Genomic DNA, 14,054 nt, shown 5'->3' on the forward strand with positions numbered 1-14,054 from the left:
GATGGGGGTTTTCGAGCGCTATCTGACGCTCTGGGTCGCCTTGTGCATCATCGCCGGCGTTACCCTTGGCCATTTTCTTCCCGCGCCGTTTCACGCCATCGGGCGGATGGAGGTGGCCCAGGTCAATCTGCCGGTGGCGGTGCTGATCTGGCTGATGATCATTCCCATGCTGTTGAAGATCGACTTCGGCGCCCTGCACCGGGTCCGGGAGCATTGGAAGGGCATCGGCGTCACCCTGTTCATCAACTGGGCGGTCAAGCCGTTCTCCATGGCGCTGTTGGGCTATGTCTTCATCAGCACCCTGTTTCGTCCCTATCTTCCGGCCGGGCAGATCGACAGCTATATCGCTGGACTGATCCTGCTGGCCGCCGCCCCCTGCACGGCCATGGTCTTCGTCTGGAGCAACCTTTGCGAGGGCGAGCCGCATTTCACCTTGTCGCAGGTGGCGTTGAACGACACCATCATGGTTTTCGCCTTTGCCCCGATCGTCGGCCTGCTGCTGGGGCTGTCTTCCATCACCGTGCCGTGGGACACCCTGCTGCTGTCGGTGCTGCTCTATATCGTCGTGCCGGTCATCGTCTCGCAACTCCTGCGCAAGGCGCTCTTGGCGAATGGCCCGCAAGCGCTGGCCGTCACGCTGGCGAAACTCGGGCCTCTTTCCCTGCTGGCGCTGTTGACCACCCTGGTCCTGCTGTTCGCTTTTCAGGGCGAGCAGATCATCACCCAGCCGCTGATCATCCTGATGCTGGCGGTGCCGATCACCATCCAGGTCTATTTCAATTCCGGCTTGGCTTATCTGCTCAACAGGAAGCTGGGGGTCGCCCATTGTGTCGCCGGCCCGTCGGCGCTGATCGGCGCCAGCAATTTCTTCGAACTGGCCGTGGCGGCCGCCATCAGCCTGTTCGGCTTCCAGTCGGGGGCGGCGCTGGCCACGGTGGTCGGCGTGCTGATCGAGGTTCCGGTGATGCTCTCGGTGGTCAAGATCGTCAACAGTTCCAAGGATTGGTACGAAGCCGGGGCGGGGATCGAGGACGTCGTTCCCGTTATTCAAGAAGAGCCCCGGCCCTGACGCAAAACTATCGCAAGGTGGTTTCCAGTGATGCCGACCGCTTGCGAGGATGAAAAAGGCAAAGCCATGAAAAAACTTGAAATCTACGACCCGGCCATGTGTTGCTCGACCGGCGTTTGCGGTCCCGAGGTCGATCCCGTGCTGGTGACTTTCGCAGCCGACCTGAAATGGCTGGCCGAGCGGGGGGTGAGCGTGCAGCGTTACAATCTCGGTCAAGATCCTCAGGCCTTCGCCGCCAATCCGGCCGTGCTCAGGGAGATGGAGGCCGGAATGGACCGGTTGCCGATCATCGTCCTTGATGGGCATATCGTTTCGACCGGTGTCTATCCGTCGCGGGACCAGTTGACACGGAAGCTTGGCCTCCCGAACGAGGAGCCCCCCCGCGAGAAAGCGTCTTCCTGCTGCTCTCCCAAGTCGGGCTGTTGCGGGTGATCCCGTCATGACCCTGCCGACGGTCGGTACCCGGACACTGTTCTTCACCGGCAAGGGGGGCGTCGGCAAGACCTCGCTGTCCTGCGCCACCGGGCTGGCTTTGGTCCATTCCGGAAAACGGGTACTGATCGTCAGTACCGATCCGGCTTCCAACCTGGACGAGGTGCTGGGTACTCCGCTGACGGGGGCGCCGACGCCGATTGCCGATGCGCCGGGTCTTTATGCTCTGAACATCGACCCCGAGGTTGCCGCCCGCGACTACCGGGAACGCGTGGTCGGACCTTATCGCGGGGTGCTGCCGGCGGCGGCCATCGCCAGCATGGAAGAACAATTCTCAGGAGCCTGCACGGTGGAAATCGCCGCCTTCGACGCATTCGCCAAACTGTTGGGCGATCCTTCCGCGACGATCGGCTTCGATCACATCATCTTCGATACGGCTCCCACCGGGCATACCCTGCGCCTGCTGACCCTGCCTTCCGCCTGGACCGATTTCATCGCCTCCTCGACCGGCGGCGCCTCGTGCCTGGGACCCCTGGCCGGGCTGGAAAAGCAGAAAGCGCTCTATGCCGCCACCGTCACCCGGCTTTCCGATCCGGCGGCAACCACGGTGATTCTGGTCAGCCGTGCGGAGCGATCCTCCCTACGCGAAGCGGAGCGGACTCGCGGCGAACTGGTCGAATTGGGGGTCACCAATCTGCGCCTCGCCCTGAACGGCATGTTCACGGCGATTGCCCCCGGCGATGCCGTCGCCGACGCCTTGACCGCCCGGGGGCGGGATGCCGTCGCCGCTATGCCGGTCGGTCTGGCGAGACTGCCACGCACCGAGACGCCGTTCCTGCCCAGGGGGACGGTCGGTCTTGAGGCGTTGCGCGATATGGTCCGATCGAAAGCCGGTGATGTTCCTGCCGCTTCTCCTGTGAAACTTGGGGCGCTTCCACCCGATCTGGAGAGCTTGGTGGCGGATATCGCCAAGGTCGGACGGGGCGTCATCATGACCATGGGCAAGGGCGGCGTCGGCAAGACCACTGTCGCCGCCTCCATCGCCATGTCCTTGGCGCGGCGGGGTCATCGGGTGACGCTTTCGACGACCGATCCGGCCGCGCATGTCGTCGATGCCGTCGGTGAGGATGTGCCGGGTTTGACGGTGACCCGTATCGATCCGGAACAGGAGATCGCCAACTATCGGACTGAGGTTCTGGCAAAAGCGGGCGTTGGCCTCGATGCTGCCGGCCGTGCCATGCTGGAAGAGGATCTGCGCTCGCCCTGTACTGAGGAAATAGCGGTTTTCCGCGCTTTTGCCGACACCGTCGACGAAGGCCGGGACCAGTTCGTGGTGTTGGACACCGCCCCCACCGGCCATACGATCCTGTTGTTGGACGCGGCCGAGGCCTATCACCGCGAAGTGCTGCGCAGCGAACTGGATATGCCGGACGCCGTTCGAAATCTTCTCCCCCGGTTGCGTGACCCGGTCTTCACCAAAACGATCATCGTCACGCTGGCGGAAGCGACACCGGTTCACGAGGCGGAGCGCCTGCAACATGACCTGGCGCGCGCGGGGATTTCTCCATTTGCCTGGGTGATCAATCAAAGCCTGCTGGCCAGCGGCACCCGCGATCCTCAACTCGCCGAGAGGGGCCGCTATGAAATTCCCTTCATTGATCGCGTCGCATCCGCCTGTCGCACCGTTTTGATCGCATGGAAGGCCTGATTCTTTCGGCCCTCAGCCTTTTTCCCGGCCGAGCGACGGCGGCAGTTCGGTGGTTTCGGTGGAGGCCAACTGCGCCTTCGATGCCATCCGATGGAGCGACGTCTCCAGCCGGTCATTGGCCTTTTGCATTTCGTCGAGGAATTCGCGGACCAGCGCGATGTGGGTATGGGCCGCCGTCCGCGCGGCGTCGGGCGAGCCGGCCATGATGGCCTCGTAGATGGCGCGATGCTGCTGGGCGTTCAGTTCGTGGTAGCCGGTGCGCGGATGCAGGCGTCCCCGGTTATGAATGACGTCGTTGCGAAGCAGGCCCGACATTCCGCGCATCACATGCAGGATGGTCATGTTGTGACAGGCTTCGTAGATGGATAGATGAAAGTCGGCATCGGCTTGCGCCTCGGCCCCGGCATCGGATTGCTTGTGCAGTTCCATCAGCCGTTCGAAGCAATGGGCGATATTGTCGCGATCGACGCTGGTGGCCCGCAACGCCGCGAAATAAGTCGCCTCGCGCTCGATGATCAGACGGAACTCGAGGTAATCGTCGAAGCGCTCGGGGCGCCCCTCGTAAAGAGCGGTGAGCGAGGTCGAGTTTCCCTCCGCGGTCGGATCCGCCACGTGCAGTCCATCCCGCTGCATCTGCAGAAGCCCTTCGGAATCGAGCTTGGCCAGCGCACTGCGTACGGTCGGTCGCGATGTGTCGAAACGTTCCGCCAGTTCTCTTTCCGACGGTATGCGGGTGCCGGGTGGAAGCGCGCCCTCATAGATCAGGTCGCGGATCTGGTCGGCAATCGCATCGGAAAGACGTGGCGGGCGCACAGCCTGGAAGACCATGGCCAAAACCTTGCTTTGCTAATATTCCCAAGAGCATAGCATTTGTACACCGAACATCACAATGGATGATCCGTTTTCCTCGCGCCATCTTCAGTGGATAACTCTTTTTCACACTTTTCATCTTTCCTGTTCGCTGAGACGCTGGCTTTCCCCGCCCAGGCCGGCCCGCCGCTCATCGGGAGGGTTTTGCCCGTGAGGGGCAGGCGGATGAAAATAGACTTCGGCGGGGATTTCCATCGTGGAATTGGTCAGGGAACAATTCCTGGATCGGACTGAGAGAAAGTTTTTTGTCAGTGGCAATTTTAGTGGTAAAAAGAGTTATCCATTGCGTTGCGTGGGGCATCAAAAAAGGGGAGTTCCCGCCGTCGCATGGTCAAAAAAACATGCTCCGTTCGGGTTTCACGACGGTCGCCACCAGGGAGGAGGGGCCTTCCGCGACACCTTGAATCGAGGGCGCTGATTTTCCGGCTTTTCCGGAGAATCGATCAGGGAGCCCAGACACCATGTCGTCCACTCTTCGTGTCCTGCCTTCGCCTTCCGCCGATGTTTATGCCGAGTTGGGTCAAGCGCTCAGACGCCTGATTCCGGCGGAACGTCTGGTTACAGATCCCTTGCGCTTGCTGGCCTATGGCACCGATGCGAGCCTTTACCGCCTGATCCCGAAAATCGTCGTGCGGGCGGAAACCGAGCAGGAGGTCCGCGACGTACTGGCCTGCTGCCGCCGCTATCATGCGCCGGTCACCTTCCGTGCCGCGGGGACCAGCCTGTCGGGGCAGGCGATCACCGATTCGGTGCTGATCACCTTGAGCGACAACTGGACCGGCATTTCGGTGGAGAACGGCGGCGAGACGATCCGCCTGCAGCCCGGTGTGATCGGGGCTCACGCCAATCGTCGGCTGGTGCCCTATTCCCGCAAGATCGGTCCGGATCCGGCGTCGATCGACGCGGCCAAGATCGGCGGCATCGCGGCCAACAACGCCAGCGGCATGTGTTGCGGCACCCACGAAAACAGCTATCAGACCGTGCAGTCGATGCGCATCGTCCTGGCCGACGGGACGCTGCTCGATACGGCCGACAAGGCCAGCCGGGCCGCTTTCCAGAAAAGCCACGGCGTCCTGCTCGACAAGCTGTCGCAGCTTTCCAGGAACCTGAAGGCGAACGGTCCCCTGGCCGAAAGGGTGCGCCACAAGTACCGCATCAAGAACACCACCGGCTACAGCCTGAACGCCCTGGTGGATTTCGAAGATCCCATCGACATTTTACAGCATCTGCTGATCGGCTCGGAAGGCACCCTGGCCTTCATTTCCGAGATCACCTACCGCACCGTCGTCGATCTTCCGAAAAAGGCCAGCGCGCTGGCGGTCTTTCCTGACATCGGCGAGGCTTGCCGGACGGTGCCGCTGCTGAAGAAGACCCCGGTCGCGGCGGTCGAGCTTCTCGATTCCCCGGCGATGCGGGCGGTGGAGGACAAGCCCGGCATGCCGAAGAGCATCGTCGGGACGCCGGACGGCGCCGCCGCCCTGCTGATCGAAACCCGCGCCGCCGACGAGGAGACGCTGAAAGCCAATATGGCGGCGATCTCCGCCGTTCTCGACAAGGCGACGACCCTGTCGCCGCCGATCTTCTCGACCGATCCGAAGGAGACGGCCATCTTCTGGAACGTCCGCAAGGGCGTGTTCCCGGCCGTGGCGGCGATCCGTCCGCCGGGCAGCACGGTGATCATCGAGGACGTCGCCTTCAAGATCGAGGATCTGGCCGCCGGCGTGCTCGATCTTCAGGACCTGTTCGACAAGCACGGCTATGTGGGCTGTTGCATCTACGGCCATGCCCTCGACGGCAACATGCATTTCGTCATCTATCACGACTTCTCGATCCCCAGCGAGCTTGAGCGCTACCGTAAATTCATCGAAGCCGTCTGCGACATGGTGGTGAAGAAGTACGACGGCTCGTTGAAGGCCGAGCATGGGACCGGCCGCAACATGGCTCCCTTCGTCGAACTGGAATGGGGCGAGGCGGCCTATCAGTTGATGGTCGAGATCAAAAGCCTGCTCGATCCCGAAAACATGTTGAACCCCGGTGTGGTGCTGAACGACGACGCATCCATCTTCACCAAGAACCTGAAACCCATGCCGACGACCAGTCCGCTGATCGACGCCTGCATGGAATGCGGTTTCTGCGAGCCGCAATGTCCCTCGAACGGATTGACGCTGACCCCCCGCCAGCGCATCGCCGGCTGGCGCGAGGTCAACCGGCTGGCCAAGGTGGGCGCCGATCCGGCCCAGCAGGCCGACCTGCGCAAGCGTTACGCCTATGACGGAACCAGGACCTGTGCCGCCTGTGGCCTGTGTTCGACCGTCTGCCCGATGGGCATCAATACCGGAAAACTGATCAAGTCGCTCAGGACCGAGGACTGGAGCGGTTTCGGCAAGGCGGTGGGCAGTTGGACGTCCAGGAATTACGGCTCCATGCTGGCTCTTTCCGGTCCGGGCCTGGCGGCCGTGGGGGTGGCCCGCGCCCTCGTCGGCAACAAGGGTTTCGATGGTCTCGCCGGCGCCGCCCGCAAGGTGAGCGGTGGCCTGGTGCCGAAGGTTACCCACAATGTGCCGACGCGGATCTCCTACAAGCCGAGGGACTCGGTCGTCGCCGGACGGAAAGTCGTCTATCTGCCGAGTTGCGCCACCCGGTCGATGGGACCCGCCGGTGACGATCCGGTTCGTGAATCGGTGCCGGAGGTGTTTCAGCGGCTGATGGAGAAGGTCGGCTTCCAGGTGATCTACCCGAAGAATCTCGGTGGCCTGTGTTGCGGCCAGCCCTGGGATACGCAAGGGCTCAAGGACGTCGCCGACGCCAAGGCCGCCGAACTGGAAGCGGCGTTGTTCGCCGCCAGTGATGGCGGAAAACTGCCGATCGTCTCGGACACCAGCACCTGCAGCTATCGCATGAAGGAATATCTGGGCGATCGGTTGAAGCTGCGCGACGTGGTGGATTTCCTGCATGACGAGGTCCTGCCCAAGCTCAATGTTCAGAAAAAGCAGGGGACCGTCATGCTGCATCTGAACTGTGGGGCGAAGAAGATGGGGCTGGAAGGCAAGCTGGTCGCCATCGCCAAGGCCTGCGCCGAGACGGTGATCCAGCCCGAGCAAATGACCTGCTGCGGCTTCGCCGGCATGTGGGGGTTCACCACGCCGGAGCTGAACGAGCATGCGACCCGGCATCTGGCGAAGCAGGTGCCGCACGATTGTCACGACGGCTATTCCTCCAACCGGACCTGCGAGATCGGCTTGGCCGATCAGGCTGGCATTCCCTACCGGTCTATCGTGCATCTGGTCGCGAAAGCGACCGGGGCGTGATCGACCGTCCACCTCCTGTCGATCACCGCTGATCGAGAGGGCCTTCGATAAACTTTCCCGCGAGGGGGCTTTCCCTCGCGGGAGTTTTTTTGCACCCGGCATGGGCGGCCGCGCTGACGCGAACGGTTCCGCTGACCATGTCCCGGAAAAGCCGCGTGTGTTCGATCGCTGTATCGAACGCGGTGACGAGGGGCTCCATGCGTGCAAGCAGTTCCAGGCCCACCGCCCAGCGCTGACAGGCACATCCGATCTCTTCCAAAAATGCCACGAAGGAGCTGAACTGTAGGCGCGCTGAAAATCCGCCTTGACGGGGCAACAACGATCTTTACCCTGAGCCGGCCCGAAGCAAGAAACGCCATCAACGTGGAAATGGCCGAGGCCCCCGCATTATAGCGCGGCACTTTTCCCGTTCATTGTACCTGCCGTACACCTATCCTTGTCTGGAATTTTGGCAGAGAGGCAATGTGAACTCGGTATTTATTGAAAAGGATGGTCGCAGACTGGCTGCTAATGCGGTCGAATTGTTCTATCGACGCTACTCTCCGGCCGAGCGTTATATCCCCGGCGCCCGGGAGAAATGTGCCGAGAACATGCTGATGCATCTGCGCTATTTGGATGCGGCGGAGTCTGTCGATAGTCAGTGTCTGCTGTTGGATTATCTGGTCTGGCTCAAGGGGCGGTTTTTTTATCTCGGGTTTTCCGCCGCCGATCTTCAGTCGTCTCTTCAATGTCTGGCCGATGCAATCGCCGCCGAGGGAAGTGTCCGCAGCGTCCGACAGGCGGATATGCTGCGCCGGGCACTCGCCGAACTTGATCAGCAGCCCTCGGAATTCTCTTCCCTGGCCTGCTCAGGCCCCCCGATCACCGGTGCGGCGATGCAATTTTTGTCGGCGTTGCTGGCTTGGGATCTGCGGACGGCGGAAAAATTGGTGATCGGGGCTGTCAACGGTGGAGTAGCCATCCCATCCATCTATCTCGAAGTAATCGCGCCGGCCATGCACGAACTGGGGCGACTTTGGTATGCCGCACGAATCTCGGTGGAGCAGGAGCATTACGTATCATCTGCCGCGCAGGTGATCATGTCGCAACTTTATCCGCGCTTGTTTGCGGCGGAATGCAAGGGACCGGTGCTGGTTGCCATTTGCGCGGAGGGAGAACCCCATGAAATAGGTATGCGGATGGTGGCCGATCTGTTCCAACTGGAGGGATGGGACACCAAGTTCCTCGGCGCCAACGTGCCACCCGAAGCGGTCGTGGTGCTGGCGGACCAAGTCAGAGCGTCCGTGGTTGCCGTTTCGGCAATGATCGCCACCAACGTCCCCGCCGTTGCCGCACAGGTTATCATGTTACGTGCCGGACCAGGGGGGCGCGGACGAAAAATTCTGGTCGGGGGTTACCCTTTCAATGTGGACAAAGATCTGTGGCGACGCGTCGGGGCCGACGGCACGGCGCCGGATGGTCGCCTCGCCGTGATGGAAGCGAATCGGTTGTTGGCGGGTGGCGAATGACCCATCACACCACCGGGACCATTTTGCTCTGCGATCTCGATGGAATGCTCCTTGCCATTCCCACTGATGGCCTCGGCATCGCCGTGGATTTCACTATCGGTCGGTCGCTTGTTCAGCAAGTGGCGGAAACGGACGTTGCTGCGGCGCACGATTTCATCTTCGCCGTTCGCCGCCAAAGCATGGCGCTCAACTGGATGCTAGCCTTCGACCTGAAAGAGGGGCGAACGGTCCTTCAGGTCGATGGGAGCGTAATCAATGACGGCCTGGTTGTCATCGTCAGGCGGTTGGAGGTTGCCGGCTCCGATGTTTCGTTGGCGGCCATTGACGCCATCGGTGGGCTCAACAACAGGCTTATCAACCAGCAGAGAGAACTGGTTCGCGCCTCAATTGAGGCGGCAAGAGTTGCTGTGACCGACGGCATGGCCCACCCGGCGAAACCATCCGCTGTCGAGTCCATCCAGGTGAATACGCCTATGGCGTCGAAACCGTTTTCCGTACGCGAAAATGAAGTCATTCCTTTATTTTTGGCCGGCTTCTCCAACCTGCGGATTGCTCAATACCTTGGAATTGAGGAATCTGCGGCAAAGGCGCGATTGCGCACTATCTATAGAAAGCTTGGTGTCGCCAGTCGTCCTCAGGCGATCATGGCGCTTCTCGCCCGAGATGGGCGCTTGACACCCAAGTGACAATATCTTTCGATAGGATGATGGTGGGTATCTATCCATAGATAGGATTGTCGCACTACCACACTTAAAACGAATGTAACTATCGAGCGTTGGACAAGGTCCACGGGAGGCTACTGCCGTAAAGGTTTGGTATGCGAATTCTGTTTGCCGATGATCATAGATTGTTGCGTGATGGTATTCGCAGCTTCCTGTCGCAACTAAACCAAGAAGCCGAAATTATTGAAGCAGAGTCTTTCGATGATGCTCTCCTTGTGACAGAGGGTGCGGGGGGAGTCGAATTGGCTCTTCTCGCTCAGGCAATGCCGGGGCTCAATGGATCAGCCGGAATCCAATTATTCACGGCGCGATTCCCGCTTGCCAAGGTGGTGCTGCTGACGACTGTCGCCGATCCAGCCCTCATGTGGGCAGCCATCGATGCCGGCGCCAAAGCAGTCATCTTCAAGACCATCTCCGGACAAAATATGGTGTCTGCTCTTCGGCTGGTGTTGTTGGGAGAGCTCTATCTGCCGGCTGACACGTTGAAGGCGATGGCCGCTCAGGTGGTTGTTGGCCCCGTGATGTGGGGCAATGCGGTTGACGCCGCATTTATCGCACAAGTCAAATTTTCTCCTGCGGAGGTCGATGTCGTCCCCCTTTTGTTGGACGGTTTGTCCAACAAAGCCATCTCCGATCGTCTTGGGATTGAAGAAACGGCGGTCAAGGCTCGGATGAGGGGGGTTTACAAAAAAATTGGGGCAACCAATCGTGCCCAAGCCGTCTGGTTGCTCTTGGCTAACGGGGTGCATCGTTCCGACTAGCTATCGTTCGATAGCGACTCCTAACATACGATAGGATGTTGGCTGTCCACGATTTGGAATAAAAGCGCTCTGAATAGTCGCGCGCGTCGTGTCGCGAATGGGGAAATTCAGATGGCTCTCGTCAAAAAGAATCAGATCGGCGGATTGGTCGTGGCTAAAGGGGCCGAGACTGAGGATATCGGTGCGGCAAGCGGCAGCAAGCTCTTGGCCGAAGCCCAGAAACGCAAGGCGCGAACCTTCGCCCGTCAGCAAAAGGCCGCCGAGCGCATAGCTGCCGCCACCTCGCAGTTGGCTAGCGGCATCGCCGAGGCGACATCCGCCGCCGAGGAGTTACGCAAGGCATCGGAGCAGATTGCCCAGGGCGCCGAAGAAGCCGCGGGCGCTGCCCAGGAATCGCAAAAGGCTGTCAGCCATGGCGCCGGTCTTATCCGCAAAGCCAAGGAGAACGCCGACCTTTCGGTCTCCAAGACCGAGGCTTTACAGGTACTGATCGGGAATGTCTCGGTCCAGATCACCAATTCAATCGGCGCCATCGGTCGCGCCGCCGAGCGTCAGACATCCTCTGTCCAGATGGTCGAGGAGCTGGAACGCCAAGCGGCGGCCATCTCCGAGGTCGTCAAGGCGGTGGCGCGCATCGCCGATCAGACCAACCTTCTGGCCCTGAACGCGGCGATCGAAGCAGCGCGGGCCGGGCAGCACGGCAAGGGCTTCGCCGTGGTCGCCGACGAGGTTCGGACATTGGCCGAAACCAGCGAGAAGAGCGCCCGCGAGATCCAGGACCTGATCGCCCAGATCCAGAAGGACGTCAAGGTGATTGCCGAGGGGATCAATACCTCGGCCGACAGCGCCCGGCAGGAAGTGGAGAAAGGCAAGGTCATCACCACCCAGCTTGAGCAAATTCGTGTCGAAATGAGCGAGGTCGCCATCGGGGGGCGCGAACTGGCCAAGGCGTCGGAAGAGTCCAACACGGCTGCCGTCGAGGTGCAGAAGGGCTCCGAGATTATCGCCGCCGCCGCCGAGGAGCAGAGCGCGGCCTGCCAGGAGGCGTTGAAGACCATCGACCAGCAGACCGTGGCGCTGACCCAGTCGGAGCAGGCGTCGCAGGAATTGTCGGAACTTGCCGACGAATTGAAAAACTCCACCGACATCACCAAGAGCAGCGAGGAAGTCGCCTCGGCGGCGGAGGAACTGTCCTCGGCGGTGGAAGAGATCAACCGCGCCGCCGCCCAGATCATGGTGGCATTGGAACAGATCCAGAAGGGCGCCCAGCAACAGGGGGCGGCTACCCAGCAATCCTCGGCCGCCATTGCCGAGATTGAGCGGGGCGCCCAGTTATCGGCGGCCAATGCGCAATCCGCAGTCGAAAAGAGTGAGGCGACCGCCGAGCGCGTGACCAACAGCATCAAGGGTATCGATGAACTGATCGACGGCGTCATGGCCTCGGTCGAATCGGGCAAGCAGAGTCGCGAGCAGATGACCGCGCTCGAGCAGATCAGCCGGCGCATCGACAAGATCGTCGATGCCATCACCACGGTGTCGATCCAGACCAACATGCTGGCGGTCAACGGCTCGGTCGAGGCGGCGCGGGCCGGCGAGTTCGGCAAAGGCTTTGCGGTCGTCTCCACTGACATCCGCAACCTCGCCCGAGACTCGGCGGAGAATGCCGATCGGATCAAGGACACGGTTAAGGCGATCCAGGATCAGATCGGCGCGGTGCGCCGCGATCTCGAGGAAATCGGCAATGCCGCCGCTGTCGAGATCGAAAAAAATAAGGCGATCCGCGTCGATCTGGAAACGGTGGTCAAGGACGTCGAGTTGGTGCTGGCGGGCAATCGGGAAATTCTCGCCGGTGGCGAGGACATCGTCCGCATGGTCAAGGAGGTGCAGACCGGCGTCGAGCAGATCGCCGCCGCCGCCCAGCAGACGACGCGAGCCACGGGCGAGGCCGGCGTGGCCGCCAAGCAACAAGCCAAGGGGGCCGAGGAACTGGCTGCCGCCATCGAGGAGATCGCCTCGCTCGCCGATGAATTGCAGGCGACTGCCTGACGTTTCCGCAAACAATTATAGCCAACAGGAGGACGAACCATGTCCGAGGTTGCGGAAACGGTAAGCGATGAGGCGCGAGCGATGACCATCGCCGATGCCGGCGACGCCCGTCAGTTCGTGATTTTTCATGTCGCCGACGAGATGTTTGCCGTGCGTCTGGCCGAGGTGCAGGAGATCATCCGCATGCCCGAGGTGGTCCGCGTCCCTTTGAGCCCCGGGGCTCTCGAGGGACTCGCCAATCTTCGGGGTACGGTGCTGCCGGTCATCCGACTGCGACAGATCTTCGGCATGACAGCGGTGGAGCATGACGACGCCACCCGCGTCGTCATCCTCGACCAGGGGCGTCCGGTCGGCCTGGTGGTCGATAGGGTGGCCAATGTGGTGACTGTCGAGAGTGACCGCATCGAGCCGGTGGATTCGATTCAGGGCACCGTCGACAATGATCTGATGACCGGGATGATCAAGGCCTCCGATGGCACGTCGATGGTGATGATCCTTGATGCGGGAAAGGTGGTGGCCCGCGAATTCAAGGCCGTTTCCAAGGCGGTCAAACAGGCTCTGAGTGGCGGCGCGGAAGACCGGAAGACGATTGTCAATGCCGATGATGCCAGTGACGAAAGCCAGTTGGTCAGTTTCGAAGTGGCGGGTCAGGAATATGCCCTGCCCATCGAACAGGTCCAGGAGATCGTCCAGATCCCCGAGCAGATCACCGAGGTGCCGAACACCTCGTCGCATGTTCTGGGGGTGATGACGCTCCGGAACCGGCTTCTGCCTCTGGTTTCCTTGCGCGACATGTTCGGCTTGCCGCCTCAGGAGGTCACCGACGCGAATAAGATCGTCGTGGTCTCACTGAGCGCCGAGATGTCGGTCGGGGTGATGATGGACAGCGTCAAGGAGGTCTTGAGGGTGGGCCGCTCGGTCATCGACCCGATGCCGGCCCTGCTCGCCCGCGACGGCAATCTCGGCGAAATCCAGTCGATCTGCCGTCTGAATGAGGGGCAGCGGCTGGTGTCGATCCTATCGTCGGAGAAGATGTTCAACAGCGGCGACATCCGGGCGGTCCTCGACGGCAGGGAAGAAGGGGACAGGGCGATGACCGAAGACGGTGTGGGGACTTCTAGCGGCGCCATTGACGACGAGGAACAGTTCGTCGTCTTCCGCCTGATGAATGAGGAGTATGGCGTCCCCATCGACGCGGTGCAGGAAATCGTCCGGGTGCCCGACGAACTGACCCGCGTGCCGAAGACCCCGGATTTTCTGGAAGGCGTGATCAATCTGCGCGGCGTCGTCCTGCCGGTGGTCGATCAGCGTCGGCGCTTTGGTTTGCCGACGATGGAGAAGAACGATCGGCAGCGGATCATGGTCTACACCATAAAGGGCGTGCGGACCGGCTTCATCGTCGATCAGGTGCTGGAGGTGATGCGCATCCCCGCCTCGGTGATCGGACCTTCGCCCGATCTGTCGGAGGAGCAGCAACGTCTTATCCGGCGGGTCGCCAATATCGAGAAGCAACACCGCATGATTTTGCTGCTGGATATCGATCAGCTCCTCGACGGCAAGGAACTGAGTGCGGCAAGCAAGGCGGCGAAGTAGCAATCAGCAATGCGGAGGCTCCACGCTGGCGGTGCCG

At 61.2% G+C, this 14,054-nt stretch carries 10 protein-coding genes; 9 read left to right on the forward strand and 1 reads right to left on the reverse strand.

The window, feature by feature from the left end:
- Window position 1 precedes the first annotated feature (1 nt).
- The 3 genes from arsB to arsA all read left to right on the forward strand — a co-directional run bounded on the left by arsB (window position 2) and on the right by arsA (window position 3,209).
- Window positions 2-1,069, forward strand: coding sequence for an ACR3 family arsenite efflux transporter (gene arsB, locus CWS72_RS01840; RefSeq protein ID WP_101248909.1), 1,068 nt, complete (start codon window positions 2-4; stop codon window positions 1,067-1,069).
- Window positions 1,070-1,135: 66 nt separating this feature from the next.
- Complete coding sequence (gene arsD / locus CWS72_RS01845) at window positions 1,136-1,501, forward strand: arsenite efflux transporter metallochaperone ArsD (protein WP_101248910.1); 366 nt, start codon at window positions 1,136-1,138, stop codon at window positions 1,499-1,501.
- A 7-nt stretch (window positions 1,502-1,508) separates the two neighbouring features.
- Complete coding sequence (gene arsA, locus CWS72_RS01850; RefSeq protein WP_101248831.1) at window positions 1,509-3,209, forward strand: arsenical pump-driving ATPase; 1,701 nt, start codon at window positions 1,509-1,511, stop codon at window positions 3,207-3,209.
- Window positions 3,210-3,221: 12 nt separating this feature from the next.
- Here the strand turns inward: arsA and CWS72_RS01855 are convergent, their stop codons facing one another.
- Window positions 3,222-4,037, reverse strand: a complete 816-nt coding sequence (locus tag CWS72_RS01855) for a FadR/GntR family transcriptional regulator (protein WP_101248832.1) — start codon at window positions 4,035-4,037, stop codon at window positions 3,222-3,224.
- Between the two features lie 503 nt (window positions 4,038-4,540).
- On the opposite strand from CWS72_RS01855, the gene CWS72_RS01860 reads away from it, so the two are divergent.
- The 6 genes from CWS72_RS01860 (at window position 4,541) to CWS72_RS01890 (ending at window position 14,017) form a co-directional block, all read left to right on the forward strand.
- On the forward strand, window positions 4,541-7,387 hold the full coding sequence (locus CWS72_RS01860) for an FAD-binding and (Fe-S)-binding domain-containing protein (protein ID WP_101248833.1): 2,847 nt from the start codon (window positions 4,541-4,543) through the stop codon (window positions 7,385-7,387).
- A gap of 464 nt (window positions 7,388-7,851) precedes the next feature.
- Entirely contained in the window at window positions 7,852-8,895 is a 1,044-nt protein-coding gene (locus CWS72_RS01870) for a cobalamin B12-binding domain-containing protein (RefSeq protein ID WP_146002592.1), read from the forward strand.
- Window positions 8,892-9,581 (forward strand): helix-turn-helix transcriptional regulator, encoded by a 690-nt coding sequence (locus CWS72_RS01875; protein WP_101248836.1) that lies wholly within the window; start codon window positions 8,892-8,894, stop codon window positions 9,579-9,581. The genes CWS72_RS01870 and CWS72_RS01875 overlap by 4 nt, the downstream gene beginning before the upstream one ends.
- 131 nt (window positions 9,582-9,712) lie before the next feature.
- Window positions 9,713-10,378, forward strand: a complete 666-nt coding sequence (locus CWS72_RS01880; RefSeq protein WP_101248837.1) for a response regulator transcription factor — start codon at window positions 9,713-9,715, stop codon at window positions 10,376-10,378.
- Window positions 10,379-10,489: 111 nt separating this feature from the next.
- Window positions 10,490-12,424: a methyl-accepting chemotaxis protein gene (locus tag CWS72_RS01885; RefSeq protein ID WP_101248838.1), complete on the forward strand. Its 1,935-nt coding sequence runs from the start codon at window positions 10,490-10,492 to the stop codon at window positions 12,422-12,424.
- A gap of 39 nt (window positions 12,425-12,463) precedes the next feature.
- Window positions 12,464-14,017, forward strand: coding sequence for a chemotaxis protein CheW (locus CWS72_RS01890; protein WP_101248839.1), 1,554 nt, complete (start codon window positions 12,464-12,466; stop codon window positions 14,015-14,017).
- Window positions 14,018-14,054: the final 37 nt, after the last annotated feature.

Origin of the sequence: Telmatospirillum siberiense (assembly GCF_002845745.1) — a bacterium.
Classification (GTDB): Bacteria; Pseudomonadota; Alphaproteobacteria; order Rhodospirillales; family Magnetospirillaceae; genus Telmatospirillum; species Telmatospirillum siberiense.